General features: G+C 66.5%; 11 protein-coding genes. 4 read left to right on the top strand and 7 right to left on the bottom strand.

What is annotated here, in order from left to right; all coding sequences use genetic code 11:
* Positions 1–104: 104 nt before the first annotated feature.
* The 6 genes from IEQ11_RS02890 to IEQ11_RS02915 all read right to left on the bottom strand — a co-directional run bounded on the left by IEQ11_RS02890 (position 105) and on the right by IEQ11_RS02915 (position 4023).
* Entirely contained in the window at positions 105–677 is a 573-nt protein-coding gene (locus IEQ11_RS02890) for an RNA polymerase sigma factor (protein WP_036102446.1), read from the bottom strand.
* Between the two features lie 198 nt (positions 678–875).
* On the bottom strand, positions 876–1682 hold the full coding sequence (locus tag IEQ11_RS02895) for a TetR/AcrR family transcriptional regulator (RefSeq protein WP_232526241.1): 807 nt from the start codon (positions 1680–1682) through the stop codon (positions 876–878).
* A gap of 324 nt (positions 1683–2006) precedes the next feature.
* Positions 2007–2405: a hypothetical protein gene (locus IEQ11_RS02900; protein WP_191821281.1), complete on the bottom strand. Its 399-nt coding sequence runs from the start codon at positions 2403–2405 to the stop codon at positions 2007–2009.
* 70 nt (positions 2406–2475) lie between these two features.
* Positions 2476–3084 (bottom strand): DUF1294 domain-containing protein, encoded by a 609-nt coding sequence (locus IEQ11_RS02905; protein ID WP_191821280.1) that lies wholly within the window; start codon positions 3082–3084, stop codon positions 2476–2478.
* Positions 3085–3379: 295 nt separating this feature from the next.
* Positions 3380–3601, bottom strand: a complete 222-nt coding sequence (locus IEQ11_RS02910) for a helix-turn-helix transcriptional regulator (RefSeq protein WP_247024707.1) — start codon at positions 3599–3601, stop codon at positions 3380–3382.
* Positions 3601–4023: a DUF2178 domain-containing protein gene (locus IEQ11_RS02915; RefSeq protein ID WP_036102439.1), complete on the bottom strand. Its 423-nt coding sequence runs from the start codon at positions 4021–4023 to the stop codon at positions 3601–3603. Before IEQ11_RS02915 ends, IEQ11_RS02910 begins: the two co-directional genes overlap by 1 nt.
* Before the next feature lie 197 nt (positions 4024–4220).
* Here IEQ11_RS02915 and IEQ11_RS02920 point away from each other — a divergent pair, with 197 nt between their 5' ends.
* Positions 4221–4637, top strand: coding sequence for a hypothetical protein (locus IEQ11_RS02920; RefSeq protein WP_191821279.1), 417 nt, complete (start codon positions 4221–4223; stop codon positions 4635–4637).
* 205 nt (positions 4638–4842) lie between these two features.
* On the opposite strand, the gene IEQ11_RS02925 is transcribed toward IEQ11_RS02920, so the two are convergent.
* Positions 4843–5097 carry a hypothetical protein gene (locus tag IEQ11_RS02925; RefSeq protein WP_191821278.1) on the bottom strand — a complete coding sequence of 85 codons (255 nt, stop codon included), beginning with the start codon at positions 5095–5097 and terminating at the stop codon, positions 4843–4845.
* Between the two features lie 321 nt (positions 5098–5418).
* Between IEQ11_RS02925 and IEQ11_RS02930 the strand changes: the two genes are divergently transcribed.
* The 3 genes from IEQ11_RS02930 to IEQ11_RS02940 all read left to right on the top strand — a co-directional run bounded on the left by IEQ11_RS02930 (position 5419) and on the right by IEQ11_RS02940 (position 15076).
* Positions 5419–5901, top strand: coding sequence for a fasciclin domain-containing protein (locus tag IEQ11_RS02930; protein ID WP_157753766.1), 483 nt, complete (start codon positions 5419–5421; stop codon positions 5899–5901).
* A gap of 164 nt (positions 5902–6065) precedes the next feature.
* Positions 6066–14846 (top strand): glycoside hydrolase family 94 protein, encoded by an 8781-nt coding sequence (locus IEQ11_RS02935; RefSeq protein WP_191821277.1) that lies wholly within the window; start codon positions 6066–6068, stop codon positions 14844–14846.
* The gene (locus tag IEQ11_RS02940) at positions 14843–15076 is read left to right on the top strand and encodes a hypothetical protein (protein WP_228464493.1); all 234 of its coding nucleotides are present in this window, start codon (positions 14843–14845) and stop codon (positions 15074–15076) included. The genes IEQ11_RS02935 and IEQ11_RS02940 overlap by 4 nt, the downstream gene beginning before the upstream one ends.
* Positions 15077–15080: the final 4 nt, after the last annotated feature.

Consider the following 15080-nt stretch of genomic DNA (forward strand, 5'->3'; position numbering starts at 1 on the left):
TCCAGCGCCGCCCCGACCCGCATGCCGATCCGTGACGGATCGCTCAACCGAACCCCGTGCCGATGCGCGGACTCACCTGCCGTCCGCGACGGTTCGCGCCCCGATCAGTCCCGATCCTGTGCCTTGCCCATGATGCCGCCCAATTGCGCCAGCGCCTTGGCCATGTGCTTTTCGGCCGCCCGCACCGATATCGCCATCATGACCGCAATTTCCGCATATTTCTTCTTCTCCAGCACCCGCAGCACGAACACGTCGCGGGTCCGTTCGGGCAGCGCGCGCAGCACGGCGCTGACCAGTTTTATTTCTTCCTTACCCAGTAAGACGCGCTCGGGCGAAATATCCGTAGCGGGCTGGTGAATTTCCGCGTCGAACGACTCGTGGGCCTCCTGGTTGCGGGCCCGCCGGCGCCGGCCCCAGTCGCGCAGGGTGTTGGCGGCGACCTGGAACACGTACTGCTCGACATGCTCGATCGGCCCGCCGCGGGCGCGGCGGATCAGGTGCAAGAACACCTCCTGGGTCAGGTCCTCGACCTCGGCGCTGTCCTTGACCCGCTTGGAGAAAAAGCCCCGCAACGGCACCCGGTACCGCAGCGACACGTTGTTCCATTGCTTGACGCAGTCCTCTCCGTAATCGGCTAGCGATGCGGACTCGTGCGGCCATGACGCCGGATCGGTCATTGTCTCTTCCCCGTACCGCATGGAATGGCGCCGGCGCTCAGGTCGGCGAGTGGACGCTATCGTCCGCCGATGTCGTCGGCCGCGACGGCGCGGGCCGTCGCTGCCGCCGCGCGCGCAAGGGTTTCGCCCGCGACCGGCCGTGGCCGGTCGCGACGCGGGGTCCGGCGTTCCCCAACGCCGCACCGTATTGCTTCGCCTTCATGTCCCCACCACTTTTTCGGCCCACAGCGGCAGGATCCCGCGCGGCTTGCGCGAACCGGCCGACTCGCCGTCGGCCTGGACCTTGGAGTCGGCCGCCTGCGCGGCGGCCGCGGCCATCTCCATGATCTGCTCCACGCCGCGGATGTGTTCGCGATTGTCGAACGGCACGGTCAGCATCGGCGAGACGAACGCGATCAGCCGCGCCAGCATCAGCGAGTCGCTGACCGGCTCGCCCATGCACAAGGCCGAAATCAGTTCGTCCATGTCCTCGCTGGCGAGCACGCCGGACAGCGCCTTGAGGGCGAAATGCAGGCGCATGCCCAGTTCGTTGCGCGACAGATGCGGCAGGGCGCGGGCGAAGGCTTCGAAGAAGCGTTCGTAGATCGGCTGGTAATGTTCGTGCAGATAATCGCGAATGAACGGCGACGGGTCGCTGTAGACGCGTCCGAGCAGACGCATGAAACCCATGCCGCCGGTGCGGTCGCGGCTGATCCGCACCGCCGGCACGAACAGCACCCCGAACACCGCCGAGGCGTCCATCGCGTGTTCGCCGTAGCGCGCCTCGCACAGCGACAACAGCGCCAGGCGTTCCTGGTTCAGGCGGTCCAGCCGCGCCGACAGCAGTTCCTGGACCAGCGCTTCCTTGCTGCCGAAGTGGTAGTTCACCGCCGCCAGATTGACCTTGGCGTGGCTGGTGATCTGGCGCAGCGACATGCCTTCGTAGCCGTGCTTGACGAACAGCAGCTCCGCCGCCTCGAGCAGACGCCCCCGGGTGTTGCCTGGGATAGGGCTGTGACTGTTCACGGCGGGTATCCGCGGAGGGTTTCAGCTCGGGCGGCCGACAGGGCGTTTCAATTCCCGGTCTGAGTGGCTGGATTGAAACGGGCGTTAGACTAATCAGATCAAATCGGCGCATGCACGCTGCAGCGCAATATCTGTGCCGCTGCGAGTCGGTGTGAGCGCGCCTGTATGTCGCGAATCTGGAATCTGCATCGCGCTATCGGGGTGCTCATCGCTCGCGCACCCCATCCGGGCCGCCGTGCCCCTGCGAGCGAGGGAGCAGGGAACGCCTGTGTGGCATGCAGACGCCGAGCTGATTCGTACCGAGGGTCCGGCGCGAGTTGATTGTCAGGTCTGTGAAGGCTTGGGGCGTTGCGCCAGGAGAACGGCAATCGCCGCCGCGCCGCTGATGGCGACGCCCGTGATGACAAACGGCGGGTGCCAACTTATCGAGGTCAGCATCCCCGACACGGCCGCTATGAGCAGGATCACAGCGGCACGGCGTCGAACCAAGAGCAATGCACCGCCCACGACGAGCAGCGCGGTCGACAACGTTGCCCCCACGAGTGCCACAGGCGCGATATCGCCGTGCTTGAGCAATTCGAACCCGCGTGGCAGCGAGAAAAACGTGACCGGCAGTTGCAAGGCAATCAAGCACGCCAGCAAGCGCCGGGTAGAACTTGCCAAGCCCGGTTGTGCCACGCAGACGGGCGCATTCGGCGGGGTGTAGGGGTTCGAATGATCCATTGATCGATCCAGCGAGGCCTGAGGTGTGAAGTACGCCGCATCCAGATGCTGGTTCGGCTTGAAGCGAGGGTTAGCCGCCGAACCGCCCGGCCAACTCGGCGAACATGCCGGACCTCAGAAGCCAGGCGACGACGGTCAAGTTGACGACGACCGTAGCCCAAAAAACCAGTTGGAACGATTGTTTCGCGGTCTTGTGGCGGAACTGTTGTTGGGCCACCAGCGCTCCCGGCCATCCGCCCAGCAGGTCCGCGAGATGCAGATTGGCCTCCGGCGTGCGCGGCGCCTGGCTCTGCGCGGCGATCTTGTCGGACCGGTACATCAGGTACGACAGCGCACTCATCGCGATGTATATCCCCACCAAGACCGCCGGGAGCAGGCCGAACGCGGCGGCCGCAACACCACCCAGCAGGGCTCCCAGGCCCAGCGACGCTCTTGGAACCCGAGAGGGCGTGCGCGGGGCTTCTATTTTTTGACCGGCATGACGAATCTGCCGAGCGTTGGTGCGTCCTCGCGCGTCGACGACAGGAAGGTAAGAAATCAGGTCGCCCACGAGCGGTCTACGCGAGCCGCGCTGAAACTCATTGATATGGACGAACGCGCGGGCACCGCCGCCGGCGGGTACGACGAAGCCAAAGCCTTTGTCGTCGTTCCAGTCCGTGATCCGACCTGCCAGTCGCATGGCTGTCCCCATCAGCGGTTAAGGCCTGAATTGAGTCGCGCGGCAAAGCCGGTTCGGCTTGAATGAATCATCGGGCATTGATCCAGGCGGATCGAACATGATGGGCGGTCATTGTCAGCTGCGAACCATGGCTGTCCATGGAGTCCTTGGAAAACTTTCTGTGCCGGTGATTAAAAAACCAAGCTGCGGTGATCCAGAAGGCAAGGCGCTTCTTTCTCCGTCGCCCGCGAAGCAACTTAGGCTATTGCACAACCGCCCGCGATTCGCCGGCACGCCTGTCGTCGCCGCACCGGCGTCAGTCAGAGGTATCCGGTTGCCACTGGAACACCTCGGTCAGCGGCACGCCGAAGACCTGCGCGATCCGGAACGCCGCCTCCAGCGACGGTGAGTACTTGCCGGCTTCGATCGCGGCGACCGTCTGCCGGGTCAGGCCGATGCGCTGACCCAACTGCGCCTGCGACATTTCGCCGTGGTGGAAACGCAAGGTCCGGATGTTGTTCGAAATCGTTCCTTGCATCAGGCCTGCCTGCGATAGTTCAACACGGCGATGCCGTAGTGAACGACCTGCGAGGCGGTGATCATCGCCAGCGCGGTATTGACCAATGTCCAGCCGCCGGTCGTGAACGGCATGATGCAGCCGACGACGATCATGCCGGCGATGAGCACGTAATAGGCCCAGGTGGTCGCGCGCTGACTGATGGCGCGATCGCGTTCGTCCGCGGGCATGCGCGCTTCCTCGGGCGAGGCGCGGCGCAGGTACAGGTGCCCGGCGCCCAGGATCAGCAACTGCACGATCGCCACCGTGGCGTACAGGCCGAGCTGGCGCAGGTTGGGCAGGGTGCCGCCCGGCGGGTTGATGGCCACCATGGCGAAGTAGGGGCCGAAGGTAACGGCCAGCGCGATCAGCGACAGCCAGGCGGTCTTCTCTCGGTGCGACACGTGGGCGTCCTCGGTTCAAGGTAGGATGAATGTAAAAAATACTTTACATGGTGTCAAGTAATGTTTGCATCCATGGCCTGGCGCCCGGTCCGGGCCGGGTGGTTCGACCGCCGCCGCGGCGCGCGAGCGCTTGCCGCGGCGGATCGCTTGCTTACTTATATGTGCGTCGCGCTGGACGCTTCGGTCCCAAGCGCGTCTTGTCCGGCGAGGGCGCGGGATTCGGACCGCGCGGCGACGACTGCAATGTGCGGCCTGCATGCGTGCGAACCGGCCAGATCGCGGGTTGGGTCTACAATCGCCGGATGGATCAACAACTCATCATCAAGTTCTGGCGCAAGTCGCTGGCCGACGAAGCTTTCCTGGCGACGATCGAGGACGAGTTGAAGGCGGTGCTGGGCAAGACGGTGGAGCTGGAGGGCTACGACGTCAGCGCGAAGGAGATCAATCTGTTCATGCTGACCGCCGACCCGCGCCACTCGTTCCGCCGCGCCAAGGACATCCTGGAAGGCAAGGGCATCCACAACGGCATGTCGGCCGCGTTCCGGCTGGTGGGCGGCGCGAAGTTCACCTCGATCTGGCCGCTGCGCTCGACGCGCAAGTTCACGCTGCCCTGATCGGTTCGCCCGCGCATGGGCAAGCGACGCGCACTCGTTCGCGCGAGCGCATGCGGCGCGATCGCGCCTGGGATGAGTTGACGGACGGGACGGCAAGGGCGTGCCGCCGACGCCCGTCGCGAACGCGCGATGCAAACCGGCGATGTTCATTTGATAGCCGGGCCGGTCGACCGCGACACCGCTCAACGCATCGGCATCGTCGGCGTCACTCGCGCCATGCACGCATCGATTGGACGATCGACCAGCGCCCCTGCCCGTCGTGGACCTGGATCGCGATCGATCCGCCGTCGTCGCCGAAGTAACGCCGGCCGGACATCGTCGCCGTCGCTCGTTCAGGCGAATCCGGCCGCATCGGCCAGCCTTCGCTTTCCGCCGTCTCAACCGCCAGGGCATAACCACGCGCCGCCGATTGCGCCGGGCGGTCGATGCGATTCAAGTGCGTGCGAACGCGCGAGTGCATGGGTGTTCCGGCTGCGCTTGTGGCGACGCGTGAGGGCGACGAACAGCGGTCGCGCGAGTACTTGCAGCGATACCACCATAGCAGTCATCGCCGCCGCGCATGTGACGATCGCCCGCTTCGAACGCGCACGGATCACGGTTAGCTAACACTCGGCGGCGCAGTGTAGGCCGGCGACACGACGCAACGTCGTGGCAGTGACTCAGGCGCGGCGATTGACATTGCCCAACCGCACGAGCCTAGAACTCCCCGCGTTTGTGGGAGATGCGGCTTAGGCCGTTGATTGATCCGTTTCTGACGGATCGTAGCGAAGGCGAAATCTTGATGAATACCCCGATGGCCCCGGCCGGCGCGATGGCCGATTCCGCTGCCCGTGCCTTGCCCGAAACGGCGCCGAAAAACCTGCTCGAAGTCGCCGCCGCGCAAGGCTCGTTCTCGATCTTCTGCGACGCGGTCGAGCGCGCCGGCCTGACCGAACTGCTCAACGGCAACGGCCCGTTCACCGCGTTCATTCCGATCGACGCGGCATTCGGCAAATTGCCCGAGGGCATGCTGGAGACGTTGTTCAGACCGGAAAACAAATCACAACTCGCCGACGTGCTGTATGGCCATCTGGTGCCCAAGCGCAAGACGGTGGTCGAGTTCGAACGCTGGGACGCGTTGAAGACCGTCAACGGTCGCAACGTCGCGATCCAGTCGGTCAACAAGCAGGTCAGCTTCGGTACCGGCAAGGTCATGCTGCCGAACATCTATTCGAGCAACGCGGTGATCCACGGCATCGACCGGGTCAACCTGCCGACCAATTAGTTTTTTCGTCGCGCCGCGCGGCCAGCGATCGCTGGTCGAGCGACGCGTGGTTCCGATGTTTTATCTACGGTACTTCCTTGGGTCTGCACGCCAGAGTTTTCGACCCCGACGGTGGATCGTCCGAGTCTGGCTGAACCTGGCGGCCGCTAAAGTTTGGATATCGTATGTCCTATGTGTGGCGAATTCTCAGTCATTGGTTGCGCCTGCACCGGCGTTTGTGGCGCTGGGGACGCATAGCGAAAGGCAGGCCGTGGCTGGCCGAGGAGCCGCTGCGATCGCGCCTGCTCAGCGCCGAGCAGATGGAGCAGCACGGCAAGGCGCTCGCCCAGAGTCATCGGGTGCAGGCGGCGGAAGGCTCGGACCTGCTGCTGGCGCGGCTGAAGGACAACGAAGGCGTGCTCGGCGACGCCAGCGCGCTGCTGACCCAGATGGTGCAGGACGAAGTCCGCATCACTCCGGCCGGTGAGTGGCTGCTCGACAACTATTATCTGATCGAAGAACAGATCCGCACCGCGCGCCGGCATCTGCCAAAAGGCTATAGCCGCGAACTGCCGGCATTGAGCGAAGGCCCGGGCACCGGCATGCCGCGCGTCTACGATCTGGCGATGGAGGCGATCGCCCACGGCGACGGCCGCATCGACGCTGAGACGATGACCCGCTTCGTCGCCGCCTATCAATCGGTCACTCCGCTCAAGCTCGGCGAGCTGTGGGCGATCCCGATCATGCTGCGTCTGGCGTTGATCGAGAACCTGCGGCGCATGGCGGTGCGGGTGATGCGCGACGGCCTGGACCATCGCCGCGCCGCGGAATGGTCGCAGCGGCTCAACGAAACCGCCGACAACAATCCCAAGGACGTGGTCCTGATCGTGGCCGACATGGCGCGTTCGGACCCGCCGATGACCGGCGCCTTCGTCGCCGAACTCGCGCGCGGACTGCACGGTCGCAGCGCGGCGCTGGCGATGCCGATCAGCTGGATCGACCAGTGGCTGACCGACAGCGGCCACAGCGTCGAGGAACTGGTGCGCTCGGAAAGCCAGCAACAGGCCTCCGATCAGGTCTCGATCAGCAACAGCATCGGCAGCCTGCGTTTCCTGGTCAACATGGACTGGCGCGAGTTCGTCGAGACCATGAGCCGGGTCGATCACATCCTGCGCGAGGATCCGCTCGGCGTGTACGCGCTGATGGATTTCAACACCCGCGACATGTACCGGCATGTGGTGGAAAAACTCGCGCGCCGCAGCGGCACCAGCGAGACCGACGTGGCTCAGATCGTACTCGAACTGGCGCGCGCGTCCGGCGATGCGCAAGGCAGCAAGGCCCATGTCGGCTATTACCTGATCGACGACGGCACCGCGCAGATCAAGCAAGCGCTGGCCGCGTCCGGACGCGCGCGCAAACCGGTAAGCCTGAGCCGGCGGCGGGTGCCGCTGGGCGCGTATCTGCTGCCGATCGGATCGGTCGCGGCGATCTGCACCTACGGCCTGCTGTGGCAGACGCGCGAGGTGTCGCTGAGCCTGACGCCGCTGCTGGTGTTGGCGGCGCTGGCCTTCATCGCCTTCAGCGATCTGGGCATCCATCTGGTCAATTGGCTGGCGACGGTGTTGATCGCGCCCAAGCCCTTGCCGCGCCTGGACTACTCCAAGGGTTTGCCGGCGCGGGCGCGCAGTCTGGTGGTGGTGCCGGCGATGCTGACCAGCGCGCAGGCCATCGATCGCCTGGTCGAAGGCCTGGAAGTGCGCTTCCTCGCCAATCGCGACACCTATCTGCATTTCGCCCTGCTGACCGATTTCCTCGACGCCGACGAGCAGACCTTGCCCGGCGACGAAGCGCTGGTGGCGCACGCGGCGCAGCACATCGAACGCCTCAACGGCCGTTATGCCGGCGAACGCGGCGACCTGTTCTTCCTGTTCCATCGCCCGCGCCTGTGGAACGCGCAGGAACGCAAGTGGATGGGCCTGGAGCGCAAGCGCGGCAAGCTGGCCGCGCTCAACCGCTTGCTGCGCGGCGGCGCGCGCGATTCGTTCTCGCAGGTCACCGGCAACACCGAGGTGCTGGAGAACGTGCGCTACGTCATCACCCTGGACACCGACACGCGCCTGCCGCGCGATGCCGCGCGCGAATTCATCGCGACCTTGTCGCATCCATTGAATCAGGCGCGCTTCGACGAGCGCCGCCAACGGGTCACCCGCGGCTACGGCATCCTGCAGCCGAGCGTCGGCAGCGGCATGAGCGAACGCCGCGGCTCGCGCTATGCGCGCATGTTCGGCAGCGAGGCGGGCATCGATCCGTACACGCGGATCGTCTCGGACGTCTACCAGGATCTGTTCGCGGAAGGCTCGTTCGTCGGCAAGGGCATCTACGATGTCGACGCGTTCGAGTACGCGCTGGCCGATCGCCTGCCCGACAACCGCGTGCTCAGCCACGATCTGCTCGAAGGCTGTTACGCGCGCGCCGGCCTGATCAGCGACGTGCGCCTGTTCGAGGACTATCCCTCGCGCTATGCGGCCGACGTGAAGCGCCGTTACCGCTGGATCCGCGGCGACTGGCAGCTGTTGCCGTGGCTGCTGCCGTGGGTGCCGCGCATGCATGGCGGCTTCGAACGCAATCCGCTGTCGTGGCTGTCGCGCGGCAAGCTGCTCGACAATCTGCGCCGCAGCCTGGTGCCGGCCGCCGCGTTGGCGTTGCTGGTGTGGGGTTGGGCCACGTTGCCGCAGCCGTTGGCCTGGACCTTGTGGCTGCTCGCGCTGTGGCTGGCGCCGATGCTGGTGCTGGCCGGGTGGGAACTGGTCCGCCGGCCCTCCGACATGGCGCTGGAAACCCATCTGGTGCAGGTCGGCGGCTCGCTGGCGCGGCAGTTGCAGCGCGCCTTCGTGACCCTGGCCTGCCTGCCGTTCGAAGCCTTCTTCGCGCTCGGCGCGATCGTTCGCACCTTGTGGCGGATGACGGTCAGCCATCGCCGCCTGCTGCAATGGAATCCGTCCAGCGAGGTCGAGCGCAGTCTCGGCGATCGCTTCGGCGCCGAGCTGCGCGAGATGTGGTCCGCGCCGGTGTTCGCGATCGCGGTCGCCGCGCTGTTGGTGCGGGTGCAGCCGATGTCGCTGTGGATCGCCGCGCCGTGGCTCGCGGCCTGGCTGATCTCGCCGCTGTTGATGGCTTGGCTGGGGCGTCCGCCCAGACAGCGCCGCGCCGGTCTGTCGCACACGCAGACGCGTTTTCTCGGCCGCCTGGCCCGGCGCACCTGGGCGTTCTTCGAAGTGCATATCCGCGCCGAGGATCACTGGCTGCCGCCGGACAATTTCCAGGAACACCCAACGCCGGTGGTGGCGCGACGCACCTCGCCGACCAATATCGGCCTGTCGTTGCTGGCCAACCTGAGCGCCTACGACCTGGGCTATGTGCAGGCCGGCGCGGTGATCGAACGCACGCGTCTGGCCCTGGCCACGCTGGAAACGTTGCCGCGTCATCGCGGGCATTTCTATAACTGGTACGACACCGAAACCCTGCAGCCGTTGCCGCCGCGTTACATCTCCACGGTCGACAGCGGCAATCTGGCCGCGCATTTGCTGACTCTGCGCCAGGGTTTGCTCGGCTTGATCGACGAACCGGTGCTAAGCGCTGTGGTGTTCCAGGGGCTGGCCGATACCTGCGGCGTACTCGAGGAAAACCTGCGCAACGCGCAGGCCGCGGCCAAGTCGCCGGCGCAAGCCCAGGCCGCGGCCGCGTTTCGCGAGCGGGTCGAAGCGATCCTGGCCGAACCGCCGCGGGCCGTGGACGCGATCGAACGTTGTCTGTCGGAGTTGTTGGCGCTGGCGCAAGCGATCGAATCCAGTCGTACCGACGTCGACAGCGCCGTCGACGACGAGACCGCCTCGCGCTGGCCGCGCGCATTGATCGACGCCTGCCGCGAGGCCCTGCGGGAACTGTCCGACTTCCTGCCCGCGCAGGCCGTTACGGCACGACCGTCCGCCGACGAAACCGAATCGACCCTCGGCGCCGCCGCCATTCCCAGCCTGCGCGACCTGCTGCGGCAATCCGACGACGGCAATGTGCGCGAACGCGCGCGCCGCCGCATCCGCGAACTCGAACGCCTGGCGCACATCGCCGGCCAGTTCTCGCTGATGGAGTACGAATTCCTGTACGACCGCGGCCGCCATCTGCTGGCGATCGGCTACAACGTCGACGAACGCCGCCTGGATGCGGGCTATTACGATCTGCTCGCGTCGGAAGCGCGCCTGACCAGCTTCGTCGCCATCGCCCAGAGCCAGTTGCCGCAGGAGACTTGGTTCTCGCTGGGCCGGCTGCTGACCGAGATCGACAGCGGCGCGACCTTGCTGTCGTGGAGCGGCTCGATGTTCGAGTACCTGATGCCGCAGCTGGTGATGCCCAGTTATCCGGACACCTTGCTCGACCAGACCGCGCAGCACGCGGTGCTCGCGCAGATCCACTACGGTCGTCAGCGCGACGTGCCGTGGGGGATTTCCGAGTCGGGCTACAACACTGTCGACACGCGCATGAACTATCAGTACCGCGCGTTCGGCGTGCCGGGATTGGGGCTCAAGCGCGGTCTCGGCCAGGACCTGGTGATCGCGCCCTACGCCAGCATCATGGCGCTGATGGTGATGCCCGAAGCGGCCTGCCAGAATCTGCAGCGTTTGACCGATCTGGGCTTCGGCGGCGAATTCGGCCTGTACGAAGCCATCGACTACACCCCGGCGCGGGTGCCGCGCGGCCAGACCCATGCGGTGGTGCGTTCATTCATGGCCCATCACCAGGGCATGGGCCTGCTCGCGCTGGACTATCTGCTGCGCGACCAACCGATGCAGAAGCGCTTCGTCGCCGACGCCGAATTCCAGGCGACCTTGTTGTTGCTGCAGGAACGCATCCCGCGCACCGGCGTGTTCCATCCGCACGAAGCCGAAGCCAGCGGCGCGCGCGCCGCCCCGCCGGTCACCGAGACCCAGCTGCGGGTGTTCCGCAATCCCGCGACCGCGCGGCCGGCCGTGCAGTTGCTGTCGAACGGCCGCTATCACGGGCTGCTCAGCAGCGCCGGCGGCGGTTACAGCCGCCTGGGCGACATGGCGGTCACGCGCTGGCGCGAGGACGCCACCCGCGATCATTGGGGCGCGTTCTGCTATCTGCGCGATGTCGACACCGGCGAGTACTGGTCGGCGACCCATCAGCCGACCTGCGTGCCGGTCGAGCATTACGAGGCGATCTTCTCCGACGCCAAGGCCGAGTTCCGCGGGCGCAAGAACCGCTACGAAACCCATCTGGAGATCGCCATCTCCGCCGAGGACGATATCGAGCTGCGCCGGCTGCGGGTGAGCAATCATTCGCGTCGCACCCGCACCATCGAGATCACCACCTACGCCGAAGTGGTGCTGGCGCCGGCGCTGTCGGACGAACTGCATCCGGCCTTCAGCAATCTGTTCGTGCAATCGCAGATCGACCGCGACAAGCAGGCGCTGCTGTGCACGCGCCGGCCGCGCGCGCACGACGAAGTGCCGCCGTGGATGTTCCATCTGATCGCGGTGCACGACGCCGACATCGGCCAGATTTCCTACGAGACCGATCGCTCGCGCTTCCTCGGCCGCGGCAACACCCCGCGCACGCCGCAGGCGATGAGCGGCGATGCCGCGCTGTCGGATTCGGTCGGCTCGGTGCTCGACCCGATCGTCGCGATCCGCACCCGGATCGAACTGGCGCCGGACCAGACCGCGATCATCGACATGGTCACCGGCGTCGGCGCCGATCGCGCCGCCTGCACCGCGCTGATCGATCGCTATCGCGACCGCCGTCTGGCCGATCGCGTGTTCGACCTGGCCTGGACCCACAGCCAGGTCGTGCGCCGCCAGATCAACGCCTCGCAGGCCGACGCGCAGTTGTACGAGCGCCTGGCCGGTTCGATGGTGTATGCGCATCCGTATTTGCGCGCCGAGCAATCGGTGCTGCTGCAGAACCGGCGCGGTCAGTCGGGGCTGTGGGGGCATTCGATCTCCGGCGATTTCCCGATCGTGCTGTTGCAGGTCAGCGAGGCCGACAACATCGAACTGGTCCGGCAGATGGTGCAGGCGCATGCGTATTGGCGTCTGAAGGGCCTCAATGTCGACCTGGTGATCTGGAACGAAGAGCAAAGCGGTTATCGCCAGCAGCTGCAGGAACAGATCCTGGGGCTGGTCTCGGCCGGCCCGGAAGGCAGCGTGCTCGACCGGCCCGGCGGCATCTTCGTGCGGCCGATCCAGCAGATGTCGCAGGAAGACCGGATCCTGTTGCAGGCGGTGGCGCGAGTCATCATCAGCGACAAGCGCGGCACTCTGGCCGCGCAGGTCAGCCGGCACGTGCCGCCCGAACGCGGCGCGGCCTTGCTGTGGCCCGACGGCGCGCCGGTCGCGACCGAACTGCCGGCGCTGCCCGCGCCGGCCGCGACGGGCGATTCGAACGTGCTGCCCGGCCTGCCGCCGCCGCATGTCGACGGCGACGACGACAGCCGCTTCGACAGTTGGCCGTTCGAACCGGTCAGCACGTCGTTGAATTTCGACAACGGCACCGGCGCGTTCGCGGCCGATGCGCGCGAGTACGTGATCGAGCTGCGCGAAGGCGAACCCACGCCGGCGCCGTGGTCGAACGTGATGGCCAATGCGCAGCTGGGCACGGTGGTCAGCGAGAGCGCGCCGGGCTATACCTGGTTCGAGAACGCGCACGAGTTCCGCTTGACGCCCTGGCATAACGACCCGGTCGCCGACACCGGCGGCGAAGCCTTCTATCTGCGCGACGAGGACACCGGCCGGGTGTGGTCGCCGATGCCGCTGCCGTGTCGCGGCCGCGGCGCGTATCGCACCCGCCACGGCTTTGGTTACAGCGTGTACGAACACGTCGAGGACGGCATCGCCAGCGAGCTGTGGGTGTATGTCGGGCTGGAAGACGCGGTCAAGTACTCGGTGCTCAAGCTGCGCAACCGCTCCGGCCGCGCGCGGCGGATCACCGCGACCGGTTATGTCGAATGGGTGCTCGGCGACATCCGCGCGCGTTCGCAGATGCACGTGGTCAGCGAAATCGATCCGGCCAGCGGCGCCTTGACCGCGCGCAATCCGTACAACACCGAGTTCGAAGGACGCGTGGCGTTCTTCGACACCGACAGCGACGGTTGCACCTTTACCGCCGACCGCACCGAGTTCATCGGCCGCAACGGCGACCTGGGCCATCCGGCGGCGATGCTCAACGAGCGTCTGTCCGGGCGACTGGGCGTCGGTCTGGACCCGTGCGCGGCGATCCAGGTGCCGGCATCGCTGGTCGCGGAGGAAACCTGCGAGATCGTGTTCCGCCTCGGCGCCGCCGCCGATGCCGCCAGCGCGGCGCAGCTGATCGATCGCTGCAAGGGCGAATCGGCGGCTTACGACGCGCTCGACGCGGTGCGCATGCACTGGACCCGCACCCTGGGCGCGATCCGGGTCGAGACGCCCGATCCCAGCGTGGATGCCTTGGTCAACGGCTGGCTGCCGTATCAGGCGCTGGCCTGCCGTTATGTCGCGCGCAGCGGCTATTACCAGTCCGGCGGCGCGTTCGGTTTCCGCGACCAATTGCAGGACACCATGGCGACCGTGCATGCGCGGCCGGCGCTGAGCCGCGAGCATCTGCTGCTGAGCGCCGAGCACCAGTTCCCGCAGGGCGATGTGATGCACTGGTGGCATCCGCCGTTGAACCGCGGCGTGCGCACGCGCTGTTCCGACGATTTCCTGTGGCTGCCGCTGGCGGCCTGCCGTTATCTGCAGGTCACCGGCGATATGAGCCTGCTCGACGAGCAGGTCGGCTTCGTCGAGGGCCGCGCGCTTAACGCCGACGAGGAGTCTTATTACGACCGGCCGTGGACCACCGATCGCCGCCAGCCGTTCTACGACCACTGCGTGCTCGCCTTGCAGCGTGGCATGGAGTTGCTCGGCGAACGCGGCCTGCCGCTGATCGGCAGCGGCGACTGGAACGACGGCATGAACCTGGTCGGCCAGGCCGGCCGCGGCGAGAGCGTGTGGCTGGGGTTCTTCCTGTTCGACACCTTGAATCGGTTCGAGCCGATCGCGCGCGCGCGCGGCGATGCCGCGTTCGCCGATGCCTGCGTCGATGCGGCAAAACGCCTGCGCGAGAATCTGCAAACCCATGCCTGGGACGGCGAATGGTACCGGCGCGCGTGGTTCGACGACGGCACCCCGTTGGGAACGCATGAGGGCGACGAATGCCGGATCGATTCGATCTCGCAGAGTTGGTCGGTGCTGTCGGGCGCGGCCGATCCGGCGCGCGCGCGCCAGGCGATGGATTCGCTCGATCGCCATCTGGTGCGTCGCGACGCCGGCCTGATCCAGTTGCTCGATCCGCCGTTCGACAAGACCGTCAAGGACCCGGGCTACATCCGCGGCTACGTGCCCGGCGTGCGCGAGAACGGCGGCCAGTACACCCATGCCGCGGTGTGGGCGGCGATGGCCTTCGCCGAGTTGGGCGACGGCGCGCGCGCGTGGGAACTCGCGCGCATGATCAATCCGATCCATCACACCGCCGATGCCGCCTCGACCGCGCGTTACAAGGTCGAACCGTACGTGCTGGCCGCCGATGTCTACGGCGTGGCGCCGCATACCGGCCGCGGCGGCTGGACCTGGTACACCGGTTCGGCCGGCTGGATGTATCGCTTGCTGACCGAATCCTTGCTCGGCTTGAATCGGCGCGGCGACCGCTTGGAACTGGCGCCGTGCATCCCACCCGAGTGGACGCAGTACAAGATGCATTACCGCTATCGCGAGACGCCGTACCTGATCCAGGTGCGGCAGGTCGAGCCCGGCGGCGATGAGAACGTCGCCGGCGTGAAACTCGACGGCGTCGCCCAGGACGGACTGAGTTTCCCGCTGGTCGACGACGGCGCATTGCATCAGGTCGAAGTGCTCTGGCCGCGCGCGCAGTCATGACTACGCGCCTGCAACTGGATATCGAGCTCGACCGGCTGGAGCAGATGCTGCCGCACTGGCGCGAGACGATGCGTCACGAAGCGCAGTTCTGGCCGCAGTTTCGCGCGCTGCTGGAGCCGATCGTCGACGGCCTGGACCGCGACGATCGGCGCTATGTGGAAGAGCGGGTCGCGCGCATGCTGACCTTGAACGGCTGCGATCCGGGCAAGCGGCACGGCGAGGGTTGGTAGCGCC

Source organism: Lysobacter capsici, assembly GCF_014779555.2.
Classification (GTDB): domain Bacteria; phylum Pseudomonadota; class Gammaproteobacteria; order Xanthomonadales; family Xanthomonadaceae; genus Lysobacter; species Lysobacter capsici.

What these genes read in the sequence shown, in the direction of transcription:
- IEQ11_RS02925 (WP_191821278.1), bottom strand. Translation starts at nt 5,097, where the DNA reads ATGCACTCGCGCGTTCGCACGCACTTGAATCGCATCGACCGCCCGGCG.
- IEQ11_RS02890 (WP_036102446.1), bottom strand. Translation starts at nt 677, where the DNA reads ATGACCGATCCGGCGTCATGGCCGCACGAGTCCGCATCGCTAGCCGAT.
- IEQ11_RS02930 (WP_157753766.1), top strand. Translation starts at nt 5,419, where the DNA reads ATGAATACCCCGATGGCCCCGGCCGGCGCGATGGCCGATTCCGCTGCC.
- IEQ11_RS02940 (WP_228464493.1), top strand. Translation starts at nt 14,843, where the DNA reads ATGACTACGCGCCTGCAACTGGATATCGAGCTCGACCGGCTGGAGCAG.
- IEQ11_RS02905 (WP_191821280.1), bottom strand. Translation starts at nt 3,084, where the DNA reads ATGCGACTGGCAGGTCGGATCACGGACTGGAACGACGACAAAGGCTTT.
- IEQ11_RS02900 (WP_191821281.1), bottom strand. Translation starts at nt 2,405, where the DNA reads ATGGATCATTCGAACCCCTACACCCCGCCGAATGCGCCCGTCTGCGTG.
- IEQ11_RS02910 (WP_247024707.1), bottom strand. Translation starts at nt 3,601, where the DNA reads ATGCAAGGAACGATTTCGAACAACATCCGGACCTTGCGTTTCCACCAC.
- IEQ11_RS02935 (WP_191821277.1), top strand. Translation starts at nt 6,066, where the DNA reads ATGTCCTATGTGTGGCGAATTCTCAGTCATTGGTTGCGCCTGCACCGG.